Here is an 18,731-nt window from a genome sequence, read left to right as displayed (position 1 = left end):
TAAGCGCGCCCTTTTATTTTTTTCTTTCTTCACTCTTCCAATCCACGTCGAAATGACCATAATTGCCCCCTTAATTTTTTAAGAGGTTTACATTATGGATTGTCGATTAGGATGTGGAGCGTGCTGTATTGCGCCAAGTATCTCTTCACCAATACCTGGAATGCCCAAGGGCAAACCTGCAGGTGTTCGTTGTGTGCAACTCAACGACGACAATTTGTGCAAGCTATTTGGTAAGCCTGAACGCCCCAAAGTCTGTCACGATTTTAAACCGTGTCCGATTGTATGCGGTAACACCAATCAAGAAGCACTCGACAACATCACTGAATTAGAACAATTGACGTAATGCGACTCTAGACCACACGTTTAAAGTTAGTACCTCGGTTGTTTCTCTCCGAGGCAGTAATCAAAGCAAACTCAAGATTTAGCACTTCCCCCCTCTGCTTTTTATCTCACCTTTGAGAACTCTTGCCACATAGCGTTCCATTTGCGGTTTTTGCGCGATCTCCCTCACAATTTATTGACAATTCTCGACTATGTTCAGCGGGTCATTTAATTAAAGATCAGGAAAGAACATGAATAAGTATTTGGCTGAGGCTTTTGGCACGTTCTGGCTAGTGTTAGGCGGCTGTGGTAGCGCGGTGTTGGCTGCGGGTTTCCCTGAAGTGGGTATTGGTCTGTTGGGCGTTTCTTTGGCATTCGGTTTAACCGTTCTGACGATGGCATTTGCTATCGGTCATATTTCAGGTTGTCACTTGAACCCTGCAGTGACAGTTGGCCTTTGGGCTGGCGGTCGTTTTGAGACAAAAGACGTTACGCCTTACATCATCTCACAAGTGATCGGCGGGCTTATCGCAGGTGGCGTGCTTTACGTTATTGCATCTGGACAAGCAGGATTCGATGTTGTGGGTTCTGGCTTTGCCGCCAATGGTTATGGTGAACACTCTCCAGGCCAATACTCGATGATCGCTGCACTTGTGACTGAAGTTGTCATGACGATGATGTTCCTGATTGTCATTATGGGTGCAACAGACAAACGTGCGCCACAAGGCTTTGCACCTATCGCAATTGGCCTGTGTTTGACTCTCATTCACCTGATCAGCATTCCTGTCACCAATACGTCAGTAAACCCTGCTCGTAGCACTGCAGTCGCAGTATATGTGGGTGACTGGGCGGTTTCTCAGCTATGGCTGTTCTGGATTGCTCCTATTGTGGGTGGCGTGCTTGGTGCAGTTATCTACAAAAAATCTTCTTGGTAAAGAATCGAACGATTAATCGTTCCTAACTCCCAAAATCAAAAAAGCCGCTGAATTCAGCGGCTTTTTATTAAATTCTGTGTCGACCTAATAGCGAATGTGACAACGTCGTGCCATCAACAAGCTCTAGCTCCCCACCGACAGGCACACCATGCGCGATGCGGCTGGCATCAACTTGGTGCTCTTTACATAGCTCTGCGATGTAGTGGGCAGTGGCTTCACCTTCAACTGTTGGGTTTGTCGCCAAAATCACTTCGGTAATATCACCGCGACGTAAGCGGTAATCAAGGACATCCAACCCAATATCACTTGGACCAATACCATCTAATGGCGACAAATGCCCCATAAGAACAAAATACCGACCAGAATATTGGCCTGTTGCTTCAACGGCTGCGATGTCTGCCGGGCTTTCTACCACACAAATTTGACCATTTTCTTGGCGTTTTGGGTTGGTACAAATGTGACAGACTTCTTCTTCGGTGAAGGTTCGACACTCAGTACAATGACCTATTTCTGTCATTGCCTGACTAAGCGCATCTGCAAGCTGCAAACCGCCTTTTCTATCGCGCTGTAACAAATGAAAGGCCATACGCTGCGCTGACTTGGGGCCAACCCCAGGTAGACAACGTAAGGCCTCCATCAATTGCTCCAGCATATGACTGGTACGCATTAAAAGTCCGCTTAATTAAATATCAGCAGATTAGAATGGCATTTTCATACCTGGTGGTAGTTGCATACCGCCAGTTACAGAAGCCATTTTCTCTTTTTGAGTTTCTTCAACACGACGGGCTGCATCATTGAACGCCGCAGCGATCAGATCTTCAAGCATTTCTTTGTCGTCTTCCATCAAACTTTCATCGATGTCAACACGACGTACGCTGTGGCTACCAGTGATAGTAACTTTAACTAGACCAGCACCAGACTCGCCAGTTACTTCCATATTCGCGATTTCTTCTTGAAGCTTTTGCATGCGATCTTGCATTTGCTGGGCTTGCTTCATTAGGTTGCCCATACCGCCTTTACCAAACATGTTTATCTCTCTGGTTTAATGAGGTGTTGCATCAATTAATGGGGTTATACCTTTGGGTTTTCAACCCCATTCCATTCGATTATTAGATAGGGCGCACACTATCTTTATCAAGCTCTGCAGCAAAACGACGTTCAATAAATTGAACATTTGGATCGTTTTCTAAACTGTTCAGCGCTTGCTGTAATTTCTCTTGGTAGAGCCTATCTCTCAGTTCAAGTGGTGTTTCTCCACTCTCCCCTATTTCGATGCTCATGTGGCACTCTTCACCTAACACGGTATTAAGTGCTTTGAGCAATTCGGCTTGAGCTCTATCAGTATTCAAATGAGCTTGGCTGCTTCTCAATAGTAACGAAACGGTTGTTCCTTCCTTACTATAATGAGAGTTTAGCGCAAGTTGCTCTACCAGCTTAGGGATCTCCATTAAGCTGATGAGCTTCGCCCATTCATTATGTTCTAATGACTCATCGATGAGCTTTTGTGCCATTTCAGGCGTTTTCTCATGCTCAAGTGCCTGCTTGAGCTGCGTAGGTGTCAGTTTTGTATTTACTTTTGTCTCAACAGGCTTGCTTGGACGCCAGCGATACGCTTCCTCAACTTGTGGCTCCGTCGACTTCGGAGCTGAGTTTGGCGACACCTGCGCGGAATTGCCATGCAATTGCGCTACTCGGTCGATAACCGATTCTGGTTGTGCAGATGCCGCTTTAGGCTTTTTTGAGCCACCATTTTGAGGAGTGTTCTGTTGTAGGCCTTGACGCTGAGAACGTAATTGGTGACGTAAACCGCTTAGACCACCGCGCGCCGGTATTGAAACGCTCTCTTGCACTTGTTGAGGTGGCGTTTCATGCTGCGGTGCAGGGTTTTCGCTCATCGGCGGCGCCATATCATACTGTGGCGGAACCGTCTCATATCCACTCGCGTGATATTCAGGTTGTGAATTGGATGAAGGTTGAGGCGCCACTTGTGGTGAGCTTTGTGCTGGACTCGGCTGCTGAGCTCGAGGAGCTGCTACTGTCCGAGCTGGCGCAGCCTTTGGTTGACTGGTACTTTGAGCCGGAGATGACGCTGGCTCGCAGTTACTAGAAACAACATTTGCCCCACTGTTATTTGATGGACGGAACGCCATCATACGCAGCACAATCATTTCCAAACCGACTCTCCCATTTGGCGAGAGGGTCAAATCTTCACGACCTTTCAATGCAATTTGATAGTAAAGCTGAACGTCTTGCGGGCTTAGAGCTTTACTCAACAGCTCAATTTTCTCTGCATCTGGTTGTGCTCGGTCTAGCGACGCTGGCAGCGCTTGATACATCGCAATTCGATGAAGCTGTGTTGCGACTTGCTGCAACAAACCATCCCACTCAACACCATTTGCTGCTAATTGCTGGATTTTATCCATGGCTTGTTGAGGTTGCTTGCTGCTGATTGACTCCAGTAAGTGAATCGCTTGGTCGGTATCAATCGTCCCCAACATGTGGCTGACAATATCAGTTTGCACCGCACCGTTACCTAAAGCAATTGCTTGATCAGTCAAGCTAAGAGCATCACGCATACTGCCATCTGCAGCATGTGAGATCATACCCAACGCTTTTGGCTCTGCTGAAACTTGCTCTTGACCTAGGATGTAATCAAGTTGCTGGTGAATATCATCAACGCTGATTGGTTTCAGATGAAACTGAAGACAACGCGACAATATAGTGACAGGCAGCTTTTGTGGATCAGTTGTTGCGAGTAAGAACTTCACATACTCTGGCGGCTCTTCCAGGGTTTTCAACAACGCATTGAAAGAGTGACGCGATAGCATGTGCACCTCATCGATGAGGTACACTTTAAAACGTCCACGAGCAGGTTTGTATTGAACGTTGTCTAACAGTTCACGAGTGTCTTCAACTTTAGTACGTGATGCTGCGTCGATTTCAAGAAGATCGACAAAGCGACCTTCATCAATTTCACGACAAGTATCACACTTACCACAAGGTGTCGCGGTAATGCCGGTTTCGCAGTTCAAGCCTTTGGCAAACAGCCTACCGATACTCGTTTTACCCACACCACGAGTCCCGCTGAACAGATAAGCATGGTGTAAACGGTTTTGCGCCAGTGCGTTTTCCAACGCCGTCAGGACATGTTTTTGTCCGACAACTTGGTCAAACTGATTAGGACGCCATTTTCGCGCTAAAGCTAAATAACTCATTGAATGTATTAATGTCCTTCAAAATCGCAGATGCTGTACACGTTTAGACCTAGTGCTTCTAAACGTTTATCGCCACCGATTTCTGGTAGGTTGATAACGAACGCAGCGTGCTCAACTTCACCACCCAGTTGGCGAATCAGCTTAGTCGTCGCTTCAATAGTACCGCCCGTTGCCAATAAATCGTCGACAACCAGTACTTTGTCGCCTTCAACGATGGCATCTGTATGGATTTCTAGTGTATCAACGCCGTATTCAAGCTCATAAGATTGAGCAACAGTAGGGCGTGGTAGCTTGCCTGGTTTACGCACTGGTACAAAACCAACACCTAGCTCAAGCGCTAAAGGCGCGCCAAATAGAAAGCCACGGGCTTCCGTACCCACAACCTTGGTAAAGCCCATATCTTTGTAACGTTCAACAAGTAAGTTGATCGTCGCTTGGTATGCTTTCGCGTCTTCAAGAAGGCTCGTCACATCACGAAATAGAATGCCTGGCTTTGGGTAGTCTTGGATGCTTTTGATGCTAGATTTGATCAGTGAAATTGTTTCTGTAGTCATAATACCGATTTACTTAGATTGGCTCATCGCCCTCTCTAATCGCAGTATCACGAGGGCAACGAACAATAGGTTTTCACCACTATGTGCTTATTTTCGTAAAAGTCACAGGCGCTGAAAATACAAACGCCCACTCGAAGAGCGGGCACACTATTCTCTACAATCTTAGTGATTTTCTTCTCGGTCAGCAACCAACTCAATCACAGGCAGACGCATAAACCAGCTGAGTAAAACGATTAGCATCACTAAAAGACCAATTTTTACCCAAACGAGGGGGACAACAACGATTGAAACCATGAAACTAAGCGCAATAAAAATCGCACCACGCTTTTTTACTTTTGAAGTAACAGCCCGATGCTTATGCCAATTGTCGAGAATGGGTCCAAACGTTTTGTGGTTATGTAACCATTGATGAAATGCGGGGCTACCACGCATAAAACATGCGCTAGCAAGCAAAATAAAAGGTGTGGTGGGTAACAGTGGAAGGGCTATGCCGGCTATGCCGAGCACAATACAGAGTCCACCAACAGTATTGAAAAAGTAACGCTTAATACGAATGGTGAACTCCGGTACAAAATAGCTAGATTAAAAGCCTGCGTAACCATTCATTACACGAAGCCAGGTTAGCGTTGCAGGAAGTGTTGGGATCAAAAGAACTGCAATAAAACCTAAAAAGTAAAAAATATTATAAGGCTCTTTAAAATCTTTGTCTGCCATGATGTGTCTTCTCACTAGTTGACTTTGCTTCTCCCAAGGCACAGCGTTAAATTATCGTTGCACAAATGGGTCATTATTGTTTTAAGCGCTGACTATACATTAAACAGCCAAATCTAAACACCAGTAAAAAGTAAGGTTATTGAACTAAACGTATGTTGTTTTGGTGGTTCTAAAAAGATAATAAGCAGCGTCAGGACGCTGCTTATTGGTTTGCAAGTCATAATTATACTAGTCGGGATTTCCGGGTAATACTTAAACTAAAACTTGAAGAACCTAAACACCCGATAGATAACTGTCCTGCAACACTAAGCGGTAAATCGCGGGTGATGAAGTTTTTCATACTTCCTCCCCCTAAACGGTTACCTGCTGCGATGTGTTGATTCGTATTTCCGTCAGACCAATGGCTATCTAAACCCGCAGGCAATATAGAGACCGAGGATGAAGCGAGGTCGGCGACACCAAACACAGCATTGACTGCACCCGCACACTCCGAACACTCAATTCCTTTTTCAATGATCCCTACCATGTCCTTGAGATCAGCACTGAAACTTTTCAAGTTACGGAGATAGTCGTCAAACAATGCCCTAACGAGCAATGTCGTCGCAACTCCATCATTAGCTTGGGAAGCAGAATCAACGAGATAAAACGCAAATTGACCATTCATTAACCAACGATAATCGAAAACCAAGGGCATCACATCCGTCGATTGCAATAAACGATACGAGCAGCGCCAATCTCCCTGAGCAGCATCCTTCTCTGGCAATAGCGCTTGCAGTAAATCTCTTGCCGCACTCGGATTCTGTTGCAAATACTCCAGATGCCAATACAGCTCTTGTTCATCCGGGATTTCACCACCATCATCAACCCTGAACCACTGACTTGAAAAGTCACGTTGTTCTGAGAAGTGGCTATCGGTATCTTCTAGCGTATTCTCTATCGCCTGAGATAGGTGCTCATAATTACCTATCGGTTTAGGAAGAAAATCTTTAATACCAAATCGCAACGCTTTCGCGACATCGGACATTTCATCCGTGCCTGATACCACGATAAGCGGCATATATGGGTATTCGAGACTAACTTCTTCGACGAACTCGATACCATCTAAGACCGGCATCGATAAATCACATAAGATAAGATCGGGTTGGCATTCCCTGAGTTGTTGAAGCGCTTCTAGGCCGTTTTCTGCTTCTACTACTTTAAAACCCTGACTTTCTAAATAGGCATTGGTTACTTTACGAAATATTGGATCATCGTCCACCAACATTATTAGTTTTTGATTAATCACTTCCTGTGCCGAGACCATTGCCGTTTGACTGTGAGTCTTAAACATACCTTTATCCCTCACAAAGCTCAGTCAAAAAAACAGATTTATTATTAAGTCATTATTTTTGTTGTGTTTACTTCCAGCAAAACGTGTCACAGCAAGACCTGAGGCCGCTTTACCTTGTTATAAAACTTAGCTCGGAAACTGCATTAATACAAATATTACGGCGTATAACAGTATTTACTCAAACAGGGTTGCTGTGTTCAAATGATGCAACATGTTGACTTAAAGCAAGCTTTGATCACAAAGTTAATTATAAATTAACCGTAATCGGTAATTTAATGTGTCTGGAAATATGAAATTAGATGACTTAAACCTGTTTCGACTGGTTGTCGAAAATGGGAGCTACACCGCAACTTCGCGAAAAACCATGATCCCGGTTGCGACCATCACCCGACGCATTCAAGCGCTAGAAGACTCTGTCAATCTTCGACTATTGAACCGTCATGCTCGCAAACTTTCGCTCACTGAAGCAGGGGAACGTTTTTACCATGAGTGCTCTCCTTTACTACAAAGGCTAACAACCGCAGCAGAGGAAATCACTGACGACTGCCGAGGAGCATCCGGCAAGATTAAGATATCCGCGCCTTACAACTTAACTAAACGAATGATGATGCCGATGTTCAACAGCTTTATGAAGCAGTACCCGGACATCAACATTGAGCTAACGACAGAGAATAATGCGGACAAGCTTGACCCTACTGAATGGGATGTAATTTTTCGAGTGGGACCGCAACGCGACTCTAGCCTCATCGCGCGTAAGATTGGCGAAGTGAAGGATATTCTCGTTGCAAGCCCTGACTATCTAACCTCAAATCCTGCGCCACACCATGCAGAAGAGCTCTCTAACCATTCATTGCTAAAAGGGTACCCACTTATTAAGTGGACCTTGATTAATAGCAAAGGCGAGTCTGTGGTGAATGTTGATCGTGGTCGTTTTCAAGCAAACGCGCTCAATGTGGTGCGCAGTGCTTGTTCCGAAGGTTTAGGCATCACACTAATGCCAGATGTCATGATCAAAGAGTACATCGAGAGCGGCGATTTGGTACGCGTACTGCCAGATTGGAGTGCAAACCCGCGCGACATTTATATGCTTTACAACCACAAAGACCACCTGCCAGAGAAAGTTCGCCTCTTTATTGACTTTGTGATCGCTTATAACATTCACTAATTAGATAGCGAAAACAAAAAACCAGAGCCAAAGCTCTGGTTTTTTTACGACTTAAGAAAGCGCATCCTATGCGCCTTCGTTATGAAGCTCTAGGTTTGCTAAATCCTGTTGGATTTCAAGTTGTGTTTTCGCATCATCGTTACGAAGACCATCTAAAAAATCTAGGTATTGTTGGTCAATATCACCCGTTACGTATTCGCCGTTAAACACGGATGTATCGAACTGAGTAATATCTTGGTTTCCAAGACCGACCGCCTCTACCAAATCTTCTAGGCGTTGATAAATAAGCGCATCGGCACCAATCTGCTTACAAATTGTATCGTTGTCACGGCCATGGGCAATAAGCTCTGTAGCACTTGGCATATCAATGCCGTATACGTTTGGGAAACGAACTTCAGGAGCCGCTGAGACCATGTACACTTTCTTGGCACCAGAATCACGAGCCATCTCAATAATCTGCTCTGACGTTGTACCTCGAACAATAGAGTCATCCACCAGCAACACATTCTTACCTTTGAATTCCGAACGAATAGCATTCAACTTGCGACGTACTGATTTCTTACGTTGTTGCTGGCCAGGCATGATAAACGTACGTCCAACATAACGGTTTTTCACGAAACCCTGGCGATAAGGGATATCGATCGCTTGTGCGATTTGCAGTGCAATGTCGCAAGACGTTTCAGGGATAGGAATGACAACATCGATATCAAGGTTTGCGTAATCTTCACGAATACGTTCGCCCAGCTTTTTACCCATTTCAACGCGAGCGCTGTATACCGAAATTTTATCGATGAACGAATCTGGACGAGCAAAGTACACGAACTCGAAAATACAAGGGTTCAGCTTAGGATTATCTGCACACTGCTTCGTGTAAAGCTCACCGTCAAACGTTGCGTAAATCGCTTCACCAGGTGCAACATCACGGACGAAATCAAAACCGACCGCATCCAATGCCACCGATTCAGACGCAACCATGTACTCTGCTCTGCCGTTAACTTCACGCTTACCTAAACACAGCGGGCGAATACCGTGTGGATCACGAAATGCAATCATACCATGACCAATGATCATGGCGGTCACAGCATAAGCACCGCGAATTGTGCGATGAACATTGGTGACTGCGCGGAATACGTCTTCGGTCGTGACATTTCCTTTTACTGAGTCAATTTCGTGCGCCAGTACATTTAGTAATACTTCAGAGTCTGAAGTGGTATTGATATGACGGCGATCTTTTTCAAACAGCTTCTGACGAACTTCGTTAGCGTTAGTCAAGTTACCGTTGTGGGCAAGTGTAATACCGAAAGGAGAGTTTACGTAGAAAGGTTGAGCTTCTGAAGCGCTTGAACTGCCTGCTGTAGGGTAACGAACATGACCAATTCCGACCTCGCCTTGCAGGCGTTGCATGTGTCTTGCTTCAAATACATCCTTGACTAAACCGTTCGCCTTACGCAGACGAAAACGATTGCTTTCTATGGTACAAATACCAGCGGCATCTTGGCCACGATGCTGTAGCACCGTTAACGCGTCGTAAATAGACTGATTTACAGGCGTAGTGCCCACGATTCCAACAATACCACACATGTCCTAATCCTCGATTTGGCGACAGTAGCTGGCACTACTAGATAGTGCCAGACAGAAAACTTGATGTTGCTTGTAAATGCTCAAAGAAGGGAGCGATCACACGTTTGAACTCAGGAACTAACTGTGACGCTTTCCACCAATCTGAGCTTGGGAATGCAGTAAATGCATCCATAAAAAACAGCACCGCAGAAACAATTAAAACTCCGCGTAAACCACCAAATACCATCCCAAGAAGTCGGTCGGTACCCGATAAGCCTGTTTTTTGTACCAGTTGGCCAATGACGTAATTCACCACTGCACCAACTACCAAGGTTGCGACAAATAACGCCGCAATCGCCGCTCCGTTACGAAACATATCATCTTCGATGTTGGTGAAGTACACCGCCAATTTGGCATAGTAATTACTGGAGATAAAAAACGCTCCGAACCAAATCACCAAAGACAAAGCTTCTTTAGCAAAACCGCGAACTAAACTGATCAGAGCTGAAAATCCGATCACACCTAAAATGATAAAATCTATCCAATTCATCTTTTCTTCATCTTAAGTTGGCGCGCATTTTAACAGAAAAAATGCTGACGCAAACGTTTTCTTATGGATTTAATGGCTTAAATTTAAGCAATTGACCTTTTGAACCTGTAATTTTTTGTAATTCTTGAACTTGTCGTTCAAGTTTACTTTTTGACACATCAGGGCCAACAATCACTCTCGTAAACTCGTTTTCTTTCTTTGTGTGAGCTTGATAACCACGCTTTTGCAAATCCGCGACAAGCGCGACAGCATTTTCGTGATTCTTAAGTGCCATCAACTGAATGATCCAAGCTGAATCTTCATATTGATTTTTCTCTTGAACAGGACGAGTGACGACCTCAACTTGCTCTGGTTGTTTGATGACCTCAGGTTTAGATGTTGGCGCTGGCTCGGGCTCAGAAACGGCTACTTGAGCATCCTCACGTTCTTGCACTACAGCTTCAACCGGAGAATCCGGTAACGTAATGTCGTCTTCCACTGGCTCTAATATTTCGAAGTTTTCCACATCACTATCAAGTTCTGGTTTGATAGGAATACTGGCAAATTCTTCTTTGTAGTGCAGTTTCTTACCATCTAGCACATCGGGAAGAACAATGACTCCGACTGCGACTAGAATGATGGTGCCGACTAAACGACTTTGGAATTTACTTGCCATCAAAATACCTTTACTTATTTATTATTTGATTGCCAATGTTCCAATACCTCTCCGACGGTATGGAATGAGCCAACCACCAGAATAACGTCTCCTGTCTTTGCGTGGCTTCTCGCACTCTCGAAGGCGTCAACAGGGTTTTCAAAATGAACTTGCCCATCAGGTAAGTATTGGCACAATTCATCAGCGGTCGCCGCTCTCGGTCCAGTAAGCGACGCTGGATACCATTGTGTTGCAACTGGAGTTAGAGCTTCAATGGTTGCTTTAATGTCCTTGTCATGCAGCATTGCAACCACAATATGGATATTCTTACCCAGATATTGTTGCTTCACTCTCTCTACCAAATACTCAGCAGAGTGCGGGTTATGAGCGACATCAAGGACTATTTCAGGTTCGTGATGCAGTACCTGCATACGCCCCGCCAAACGAGCATTATTCAAGCCATTGACAATATTTATGTCAGTGATTTGCAATTCCGAAGCCCCTAGTGCCATCAGTGCAGTGGCTGCATTTTGTAATGGTAGCGATGGGATTGGTAAATCCTCTAACTCAAATGCCCCACTGCTCCATTTCCAACCATTATCAGTTAGTTGGTAATCGTACTGAATACCTACTTGGAAGAACTCAGAACCAATATCGTCAGCATGAGCCGCCACGGTCGCTGGTGGCGTTGGTTGACCACAAATTGCTGGCTTCCCTGAACGGTAAATGCCCGCTTTTTCAAAGCCAATAACATTGATGTCATCACCAAGCCAATCCACATGATCGATCGCTAAGCTCGTAATAACAGAAACATCATGGTCAACAACGTTAGTGGCGTCTAGACGGCCGCCAAGTCCTACTTCAAGTAAGACAACGTCAACTTTCTCTACTTGGAAAATACGTAGCGCAGCAAGTGTACCGAATTCAAAGAGGCTAAGGCTAATATCACCACGCTGCTTTTCTACATAATCGAATGCTTCACAGTGCTTTGCATCTACAACATCGACGCCATTAATGCGTACACGCTCGTTGTAACGAATCAGGTGCGGAGAACTGTAAACACCGACTGAATAGCCAGCATCAAGTAAAATGGCTTCCATTAACGCACACGTTGAGCCTTTGCCATTGGTTCCGGCAACGGTGATTACGGTTGGAGCTGGTTTGGTAAGATTGGCTTTGTTTGCTACCGCTTGGACACGGTCTAAGCCTAGATCAATTGCTGAGGAATGAATATTTGCTAAATAATCAAGCCACATCTCTAATGAAGATGTGGCTTGAGGAGTTGGGTTTTGGGTCATCTAACTTTAACCATTAAATTCTTTGGTTTTTATGTTAGTTGATACTTTACCCTTTTTCGTCCGCTTCTGGTACAGAATATGGCTCTTCATTTGGAGATTCGTTAACCGAAACCACCAAAGGAGACTTGTGGTTAGTCATCTTAGCGATAAGACCACCCACACGCTGACGCATTTCACGACGGTCAACGATCATATCAATAGCACCGTGATCAAGTAGGAACTCACTACGCTGGAAACCTTCAGGAAGATCTTCACGTACAGTTTGCTCGATTACACGACGACCAGCAAAGCCAATGAGGGCCTTAGGTTCACCGATGTTGATATCACCCAACATAGCCAAACTTGCTGATACACCACCCATTGTAGGGTCAGTTAGAACAGAAATAAACGGCAGACCTTTTTCTGATAAACGCTCAAGCGCAGCACTGGTTTTTGCCATTTGCATAAGAGACATTAAAGCCTCTTGCATACGAGCACCACCACTTGCTGAGAAACAAACAAGCGCACAGTTATTTTCAATGGCTGCATCCACTGCTTTCACAAAGCGAGCACCAACGACTGAACCCATTGAACCACCCATAAAGGAGAATTCAAACGCACACGCCACAAGCGGCAGACCAAGCAATTCACCCTGCATCACAACTAGCGCATCTTTCTCACCGCTATTTTTTTGTGCAGCAGAGATACGCTCTTTGTATCGCTTAGAATCTTTAAATTTCAGTTTATCCTGTGGCTCAAGTTCAGAACCTAATTCAACTCGATTACCTTCATCTAAAAATGTTTCCAAACGACGACGCGCTTTCATACGCATGTGATGGTTACACTTTGGACAAACTTCTAAGTTACGCTCTAGTTCAGCATGGTATAAAACCTGTTCACAAGAGGTACATTTAGTCCACACACCTTCTGGGATAGAAGCTTTGCGTGAACTTACTAGATTGCTTTTCTCTAAAATCTTTTCAAGCCAACTCATGGAAGACCTTTTCTCTCAACTCTTCCGCTTCATTGCGAAAGATATAAATTCGACATAATACCGACGGATTAAACCATATCTTGCAGCTACTGTAGATAAAAAACTGGTTGTACCTATTTTTGATATCGTAAATAGCGTATGTTTTCCGTTCACATTCAATGTAAACACTACCGATATTTTGAAATAAGTTTGTAAAATTAGTTCAAATTATCTGGTAAAAACAGTGGACCGATCGGCACTTCAGGTAACCCAAACTCTTCTGGGTAGTCTACATCTACCAGGTACAGACCTTCCGCTTTCGCTGTCGCACCCGCTAGTTTGCGATCTTTGGCTTCTAATAACCACTTGATCCATTCAGGACTCTCTTCGCCACGTCCAACTTTTATCAAGCTACCCGTGATATTACGAACCATATGATGCACGAACGCATTAGCTTTAATATCAATAACCACATAGTTCCCATGGCGCGTAACGTTCAGATGCATCAAGTTTCGAAATGGGCTGCGAGACTGACAATGCGCCGCGCGAAACGACGTAAAATCATTTTCGCCAAGTAGGAACTGCCCTGCTTCATGCATTTTTTTCTCGTCGAGCTCACCATGATAGTGACTAACCCCCGAGTTTAGGATGCCTGGACGTAAAGCATGATTGAAAATAATGTAACGATAACGGCGAGCTGTCGCTGAGAATCTTGCATGGAAATCATCTGAAACTTCCTTAGCCCAACGAACCGCTATATCGCTTGGCATGTTCGCGTTTGCGCCCATGGTCCAAGCTACCATTTTTCGAGTAACGTTGGTATCAAAGTGCACAACTTGTCCCGTGCCATGCACGCCTGCGTCTGTCCGACCAGCACACTGAACTTCAACTGGGTGATTAGCGACGACGGACAATGCTTTCTCTAGCTCTTCTTGGACACTTTTCACTTCTCTTTGGCGCTGCCAACCAAAGTAGTTTGTACCGTTGTACTCGATACCTAATGCGATTCTCATCTTAACCTTCGAACTCTAAAATGGGGCGGGAAGTATATACTCAAGTCACCTCAAGTTGCCAGTTTCACCAAGGGTGACATAAAGGTAGCATCCTACTAACGGGACACAAAAAGGGTAGCAAACGCTACCCTTTTGTTTCGGTTTATCGGCCATTAATGGCGTCAATCAGGCTTTTTGCTTCGCGGCGAATATCATCCTCACCGTAAACAATCGCCTCTTCTAGTAGTTTAATCGCCCCTTGAGAATCGTTCATCTCGAGATAGATTTTAGCCAAATCCAGTTTCCCAGCCGCTTCAGCATTGTTATCTACGTCAATATCGCCGATCTCGCCGATAACATCTGGAAACTCGTTCAATCCGACATCGAGCTTAAGGTCTTCTTCTTCGAACTCACCACCTTCTCTGTCGACCTGAGCCATCAATTCATCAATCGTCATAAATTGATTTTTCTTCGGGTCGAAGTCATCCAAGTCGCTTTGCTCTGCCCAGTTTTCTTGCGCGATCTCTGGCTGACTTAGTGCATCACTCGAATTCCAAACATCACGCTGGTCCTCAGGCACTTCTTCAGTAGAACTTACGTTATCAGCGGCGGGTTTAAAGCCATCCCAATCATCTCCAACATCAAGCATGGTTTCAAAATCCATACCTGCACTTGCGATGGTGTCACTGTCTAGTTTACCTTCAAATACTTCTGAGTTTGCGTCTTCCGCAAGAAGGTTAGCCATTGATGATTCATCATCCAAATTACTGAGCGGCTCACCCTCTGTCGCTGTTGGCTGCACTTCTGGGTCAGTATCAAAGCCGTTTTGCTGCGCAAATACTTCAAACAAAGCATCATGATCGTTATCGGCTTGAATAGCTGGTCTCGATGTCTCTGCTTCAACCTTAGGGCTCTCTGACGCACCCTCGTTCATTGACGCGAGAACATCTTCCTCATTGAACTCTGGAAGATCTTCGTCGTCAAAACTTAACTCATCATCCTCACCGGAGATTGGTTCTATATCTGCAGTCTCAGAGCTCGGTAATTCTGGCTCTTCTTCCATCGACGCCAAGGCATCTTCTTCGCTGAACTCTGGCAAATCGAGCTCATCAAAATTGAACTCTTCTTCGGACTCAGTTGGCAAGTCGGCTTCAACTTGTTCTAGTTCAATGGACTCGGACGTTTCTAACTCCGGCTCATCCACCATAGACGCCAATGCGTCTTCTTCACTAAACTCAGGAAGATCCAGCTCATCAAAATTGAATTCATCTTCTGATTCAGCTGGCAAGTCGGCTTCAACCTGTTCTGGCTCAACGGACTCGGACGTTTCTAACTCCGGCTCATCCGCCATAGACGCCAATGCGTCTTCTTCACTAAACTCAGGAAGATCTAGCTCATCAAAATTGAATTCATCTTCTGATTCAGTTGGCAAGTCGGCTTCAACTTGTTCTGGTTCAACGGACTCGGACGTTTCTAACTCCGGCTCATCCGTCATAGACGCCAATGCGTCTTCTTCACTAAACTCAGGAAGATCCAGCTCATCAAAATTGAACTCTTCTTCGGACTCGGTTGGTAAGTCAGCTTCGACTTGCTCTGGTTTAACGGACTCGGACGTTTCTAACTCCGGCTCATCCGCCATAGACGCCAATGCGTCTTCTTCACTAAACTCAGGAAGATCCAGCTCGTCAAAATTGAATTCTTCTTCTGATTCAGTTGGTAAGCCTGCTTCAACTTGTTCTGACTCAACGGACTCGGACGTTTCTAACGCAGGTTCGCCAGCCATAGATGCTAGAGCATCTTCTTCGCTGAATTCTGGAAGATCTAGCTCGTCAAAATTGAATTCATCTTCTGAATCGTTGGTCGACTCAGTTTCCGGCTCCAATTCAGGTTCATCCAGTAGCCAATCTTCTTCTTGTGGAACACCGAATTCATTTTCTATTGTATTTGGTGTCGGTGTGAAGGCTGGAATGTCTTCCTCTTGCTCAACGTGAGGCTGTACCTCAGCATCGGACTCCACGTATGGTTCTTGTGTTGAATCAGTATCGGTAGCCTCTTGCTGTAGTGATGAAGCTTCCTCTATCTCCGTTTGTGTTTTTTCAACTTGCTGCGGTAAATCGTCTTCACTATCAAATAGAGCGTCAAGTTCAGCAGAAAAATCCGCTTTTTCTTGTTCTGTTGGCAGAAGTTCTTCACTGTCTGACTCAAATAGGTCGTCTAGCTCGCTCATTAAAGGATCATTCTCTGGTGAGAGGTCCTCTAAATCACCAAGAAATTCATCGCTGCTAAATGGCTCTGAAGCAGCCTCTGGCTCGGTTAATGGTTGATCTTTTGCAGCGTCTGGTTGGCTTTCACTTAATAAAGCGTCGATGTCCAATCCAGACTCAATGTCCTGATCTTCATGAGTTTGTTCTGACTCAACTACGGAAGATGGCTTTTCGTCGGCGTCTGATTCACCAAAACCAAGTGATTTCAGTAACTCTTCCTCTTCCGATTTATTCTGCTCTGGGCTCTCGTCCTCTCGAATCAGATCATCAAACGGATCTAAATCAGCTTCAGTCTCTTCATCAAGTTCAGAGGTAACATCATCAATGAGTTCATCCAGTAAGTCTGTGCTATCTGCGTCTAACTCTTCGATCGAGTCATCACCTTCAAAACCAGAGATTGCTTCTAGCTCGTTTAGTGGATCAAACTCGTCTGTGTCATCTTCATCAAAATCAATGAGTTCATCGAGTAGCTCTGTACTGTTTTCATCTAGAACAGGACCTTCATTGGCGTCAGCTTCTCGAACTTCCGATTCACTAGCCGGTTGTTCATACTGGGCCAATAGCTTATCGATATCGTCGTCAGATGCCTCTCCAACACTAAAGTCATCATCCGAAACGGGCTGTTTTAACTCAGGCTCATCAGTATCTAAATCGAAGTCATCGTTGCCAAGTTCAGCAAACAAGTCATCAAGCATATCCTGGTCGACAGTGTCACTTGGTAACTCTTCTGACGGCTCATCGGCTGCAAGTAACTCGGCAAATGCGTCGTCTGAAAGTGAGTCTGATTTCTCATTCGTATCATCCGAAAGATCGAAGCCAGACTCATCGTCATCGAGCACTTCTAGTTCTGGAGCAACCTCATCTAAGGCTCGCTCCATTTCTTCTAAACCAAGCGCTTTTTCTTCGCCGTTGACTTGGATACCATTGTTCGATGACTCAAACTCATCCAGACCAACATCTAGGTCACCGTCATCGCCAATATCTGCAAATGGGTCATCGTCCCCTTCCAGATTGAAATCAAGTTCTTCATCGTCGAGGTTAGCAAAGACGTCTTCTTCTAAATCTGACTTCTCTTCTTGTAAAGACTGTGTGTTGATATCTTCATCTGCAAACAATTCATCATCAAGCGTGAGCTCTTCATCAAGCTCATCCGCCGCCGCTAAACCGATTGGCGCCGCAAGAGGATCAACGTTTTGCTGTTCCTGTGCAGCCGCATCTTCCTCTTTCGCTTTAGAGCGTCGACCAAGAAGCATAACAACTAGCAACGCAATCAAAGCACCAGGAATTAATGCCGCAAGACCAACAAGCCAACCATTCGACAAAATTTTGTCCATGGTGCTTGGTTGCATGCGTTGTTGTTCAGCAAGGCGCTGGCGTTCTTCAGCAAGCAGCTTCTCGACTTCCGAGCGAATGCGTTCTTCGTCATTCAGCTCACTTTTCAAAGTTTCGACTTCGCTTTGCATTTCTGACAGCATCAATCGAAGACGATGATTCTTCTCTTCTAATGACTCTAATTCACTTTGTGAGCCTTGAAGTTTGTCCTTTAGCGCACTGACCTGCTTTTCACCCTGCGGAGAGGTGGTTACTGGTGGCGCAGGGATGACGGGTATTGTTTTCGGAGTTGGTTTTGGCTCCGTTGCTGCCACTGTCTCTGGCTTAGCCGCAGGCTTGGGTTCTACTTTAATTTGTGGCTTTGGTTGCTCGGTGACTCGTTGTGCTGGCGTCGCTCTATTTGTCGGCTTCGGCTGTTTTAACTTAGCTTCATGCGCCTTCATAATCGCAACAGCTTGCGCTGTGGTCGCGCTTTGCACTTGCTCTAGAGAAGGTACTCGTAGCCGACTACCTGGGATCAATTCATGAATGTTTTGGTTCTCAAACGCTTGAGGGTTAATTCGGTAAATGGCAAGAAGCGTTTGTTGAACGGTAACACCGCGTGAAGGTCGTAATTCTGAAGCGATCGACCATAGTGTTTGATTTTCACCAGTCGGACCAAAGAAACGTGACGGTTGAGTATTCGCAGGAGGAGCAGGTAATGCTCGCTCAATATCTTCAGCATAGCTCGGAGATGATTGCACTTCACCAGACGGTCCAACAAGACGAATTCCTTCGGCTTGAACCACTGATGATGTCTGAGTCGCGCTCATCAACACAAGGGCTGCTAACAAACGCTTATAATTTTGACGCATAGAAGGCTCAGTTTTGTGCTAGATACAATTTGAAATGGTGATCGGTTAAATATATCGGATA

The 18,731-nt window shown here is 45.1% G+C and carries 17 protein-coding genes; 3 read left to right on the top strand and 14 right to left on the bottom strand.

From position 1 onward, the window contains the following. Positions 1 to 94 precede the first annotated feature (94 nt). Both R7M72_RS02695 and aqpZ read left to right on the top strand, forming a co-directional pair. On the top strand, positions 95 to 343 hold the full coding sequence (locus tag R7M72_RS02695) for a YkgJ family cysteine cluster protein (RefSeq protein WP_017820793.1): 249 nt from the start codon (positions 95 to 97) through the stop codon (positions 341 to 343). 229 nt (positions 344 to 572) lie between these two features. Next, on the top strand, positions 573 to 1,256 hold the full coding sequence (gene aqpZ, locus R7M72_RS02690) for an aquaporin Z (RefSeq protein WP_215810519.1): 684 nt from the start codon (positions 573 to 575) through the stop codon (positions 1,254 to 1,256). A 67-nt stretch (positions 1,257 to 1,323) separates the two neighbouring features. On the opposite strand, the gene recR is transcribed toward aqpZ, so the two are convergent. The 7 genes from recR to R7M72_RS02655 form a co-directional block, all read right to left on the bottom strand. Beyond that, the gene (recR, locus tag R7M72_RS02685; RefSeq protein ID WP_005380619.1) at positions 1,324 to 1,923 is read right to left on the bottom strand and encodes a recombination mediator RecR; all 600 of its coding nucleotides are present in this window, start codon (positions 1,921 to 1,923) and stop codon (positions 1,324 to 1,326) included. 30 nt (positions 1,924 to 1,953) lie between these two features. After that, positions 1,954 to 2,283 (bottom strand): YbaB/EbfC family nucleoid-associated protein, encoded by a 330-nt coding sequence (locus tag R7M72_RS02680; protein WP_005380618.1) that lies wholly within the window; start codon positions 2,281 to 2,283, stop codon positions 1,954 to 1,956. Between the two features lie 82 nt (positions 2,284 to 2,365). After that, the gene (gene dnaX, locus R7M72_RS02675; protein WP_318056020.1) at positions 2,366 to 4,471 is read right to left on the bottom strand and encodes a DNA polymerase III subunit gamma/tau; all 2,106 of its coding nucleotides are present in this window, start codon (positions 4,469 to 4,471) and stop codon (positions 2,366 to 2,368) included. 8 nt (positions 4,472 to 4,479) lie between these two features. Continuing rightward, positions 4,480 to 5,025: an adenine phosphoribosyltransferase gene (apt, locus tag R7M72_RS02670; RefSeq protein WP_005380615.1), complete on the bottom strand. Its 546-nt coding sequence runs from the start codon at positions 5,023 to 5,025 to the stop codon at positions 4,480 to 4,482. Between the two features lie 162 nt (positions 5,026 to 5,187). Continuing rightward, a complete protein-coding gene (locus tag R7M72_RS02665) occupies positions 5,188 to 5,574 on the bottom strand; it encodes a YbaN family protein (RefSeq protein WP_080276930.1) in 387 nt (128 codons plus the stop codon). 33 nt (positions 5,575 to 5,607) lie between these two features. Next, entirely contained in the window at positions 5,608 to 5,739 is a 132-nt protein-coding gene (locus R7M72_RS02660; RefSeq protein ID WP_005380608.1) for a hypothetical protein, read from the bottom strand. A 223-nt stretch (positions 5,740 to 5,962) separates the two neighbouring features. Next, a complete protein-coding gene (locus R7M72_RS02655; protein ID WP_005380606.1) occupies positions 5,963 to 7,069 on the bottom strand; it encodes a response regulator in 1,107 nt (368 codons plus the stop codon). Between the two features lie 289 nt (positions 7,070 to 7,358). Between R7M72_RS02655 and R7M72_RS02650 the strand changes: the two genes are divergently transcribed. After that, the gene (locus R7M72_RS02650; RefSeq protein ID WP_005384959.1) at positions 7,359 to 8,234 is read left to right on the top strand and encodes a LysR family transcriptional regulator; all 876 of its coding nucleotides are present in this window, start codon (positions 7,359 to 7,361) and stop codon (positions 8,232 to 8,234) included. A gap of 66 nt (positions 8,235 to 8,300) precedes the next feature. On the opposite strand, the gene purF is transcribed toward R7M72_RS02650, so the two are convergent. The 7 genes from purF to R7M72_RS02615 form a co-directional block, all read right to left on the bottom strand. Further along, positions 8,301 to 9,815, bottom strand: a complete 1,515-nt coding sequence (purF, locus tag R7M72_RS02645; protein WP_005380592.1) for an amidophosphoribosyltransferase — start codon at positions 9,813 to 9,815, stop codon at positions 8,301 to 8,303. Between the two features lie 37 nt (positions 9,816 to 9,852). Next, positions 9,853 to 10,344 (bottom strand): CvpA family protein, encoded by a 492-nt coding sequence (locus tag R7M72_RS02640; protein ID WP_065645034.1) that lies wholly within the window; start codon positions 10,342 to 10,344, stop codon positions 9,853 to 9,855. Between the two features lie 61 nt (positions 10,345 to 10,405). Continuing rightward, positions 10,406 to 10,999: an SPOR domain-containing protein gene (locus tag R7M72_RS02635; protein ID WP_017820797.1), complete on the bottom strand. Its 594-nt coding sequence runs from the start codon at positions 10,997 to 10,999 to the stop codon at positions 10,406 to 10,408. Positions 11,000 to 11,013: 14 nt separating this feature from the next. Beyond that, positions 11,014 to 12,276, bottom strand: a complete 1,263-nt coding sequence (gene folC, locus R7M72_RS02630) for a bifunctional tetrahydrofolate synthase/dihydrofolate synthase (RefSeq protein ID WP_053349561.1) — start codon at positions 12,274 to 12,276, stop codon at positions 11,014 to 11,016. A 46-nt stretch (positions 12,277 to 12,322) separates the two neighbouring features. Continuing rightward, positions 12,323 to 13,249: an acetyl-CoA carboxylase, carboxyltransferase subunit beta gene (accD, locus tag R7M72_RS02625; protein ID WP_005380583.1), complete on the bottom strand. Its 927-nt coding sequence runs from the start codon at positions 13,247 to 13,249 to the stop codon at positions 12,323 to 12,325. Between the two features lie 197 nt (positions 13,250 to 13,446). Beyond that, positions 13,447 to 14,241 (bottom strand): tRNA pseudouridine(38-40) synthase TruA, encoded by a 795-nt coding sequence (gene truA / locus R7M72_RS02620; protein ID WP_005380566.1) that lies wholly within the window; start codon positions 14,239 to 14,241, stop codon positions 13,447 to 13,449. 142 nt (positions 14,242 to 14,383) lie between these two features. Further along, positions 14,384 to 18,670, bottom strand: coding sequence for a FimV/HubP family polar landmark protein (locus R7M72_RS02615; protein WP_318056019.1), 4,287 nt, complete (start codon positions 18,668 to 18,670; stop codon positions 14,384 to 14,386). Between the last annotated feature and the right edge of the window lie 61 nt (positions 18,671 to 18,731).

Origin of the sequence: Vibrio sp. YT-18 (genome assembly GCF_033337345.1) — a bacterium.
In the GTDB taxonomy this organism is placed as follows: domain Bacteria; phylum Pseudomonadota; class Gammaproteobacteria; order Enterobacterales; family Vibrionaceae; genus Vibrio; species Vibrio alginolyticus.
Note: the sequence above shows the minus strand (reverse complement) of the source record. Positions and strands in the feature narration are given on the sequence as shown.

What these genes read in the sequence shown, in the direction of transcription:
- apt (WP_005380615.1), bottom strand. Translation starts at nt 5,025, where the DNA reads ATGACTACAGAAACAATTTCACTGATCAAATCTAGCATCAAAAGCATC.
- R7M72_RS02615 (WP_318056019.1), bottom strand. Translation starts at nt 18,670, where the DNA reads ATGCGTCAAAATTATAAGCGTTTGTTAGCAGCCCTTGTGTTGATGAGC.
- R7M72_RS02655 (WP_005380606.1), bottom strand. Translation starts at nt 7,069, where the DNA reads ATGTTTAAGACTCACAGTCAAACGGCAATGGTCTCGGCACAGGAAGTG.
- accD (WP_005380583.1), bottom strand. Translation starts at nt 13,249, where the DNA reads ATGAGTTGGCTTGAAAAGATTTTAGAGAAAAGCAATCTAGTAAGTTCA.
- R7M72_RS02695 (WP_017820793.1), top strand. Translation starts at nt 95, where the DNA reads ATGGATTGTCGATTAGGATGTGGAGCGTGCTGTATTGCGCCAAGTATC.
- R7M72_RS02680 (WP_005380618.1), bottom strand. Translation starts at nt 2,283, where the DNA reads ATGTTTGGTAAAGGCGGTATGGGCAACCTAATGAAGCAAGCCCAGCAA.
- dnaX (WP_318056020.1), bottom strand. Translation starts at nt 4,471, where the DNA reads ATGAGTTATTTAGCTTTAGCGCGAAAATGGCGTCCTAATCAGTTTGAC.
- purF (WP_005380592.1), bottom strand. Translation starts at nt 9,815, where the DNA reads ATGTGTGGTATTGTTGGAATCGTGGGCACTACGCCTGTAAATCAGTCT.
- R7M72_RS02650 (WP_005384959.1), top strand. Translation starts at nt 7,359, where the DNA reads ATGAAATTAGATGACTTAAACCTGTTTCGACTGGTTGTCGAAAATGGG.
- R7M72_RS02640 (WP_065645034.1), bottom strand. Translation starts at nt 10,344, where the DNA reads ATGAATTGGATAGATTTTATCATTTTAGGTGTGATCGGATTTTCAGCT.
- aqpZ (WP_215810519.1), top strand. Translation starts at nt 573, where the DNA reads ATGAATAAGTATTTGGCTGAGGCTTTTGGCACGTTCTGGCTAGTGTTA.
- truA (WP_005380566.1), bottom strand. Translation starts at nt 14,241, where the DNA reads ATGAGAATCGCATTAGGTATCGAGTACAACGGTACAAACTACTTTGGT.
- R7M72_RS02660 (WP_005380608.1), bottom strand. Translation starts at nt 5,739, where the DNA reads ATGGCAGACAAAGATTTTAAAGAGCCTTATAATATTTTTTACTTTTTA.
- recR (WP_005380619.1), bottom strand. Translation starts at nt 1,923, where the DNA reads ATGCGTACCAGTCATATGCTGGAGCAATTGATGGAGGCCTTACGTTGT.
- R7M72_RS02635 (WP_017820797.1), bottom strand. Translation starts at nt 10,999, where the DNA reads ATGGCAAGTAAATTCCAAAGTCGTTTAGTCGGCACCATCATTCTAGTC.
- folC (WP_053349561.1), bottom strand. Translation starts at nt 12,276, where the DNA reads ATGACCCAAAACCCAACTCCTCAAGCCACATCTTCATTAGAGATGTGG.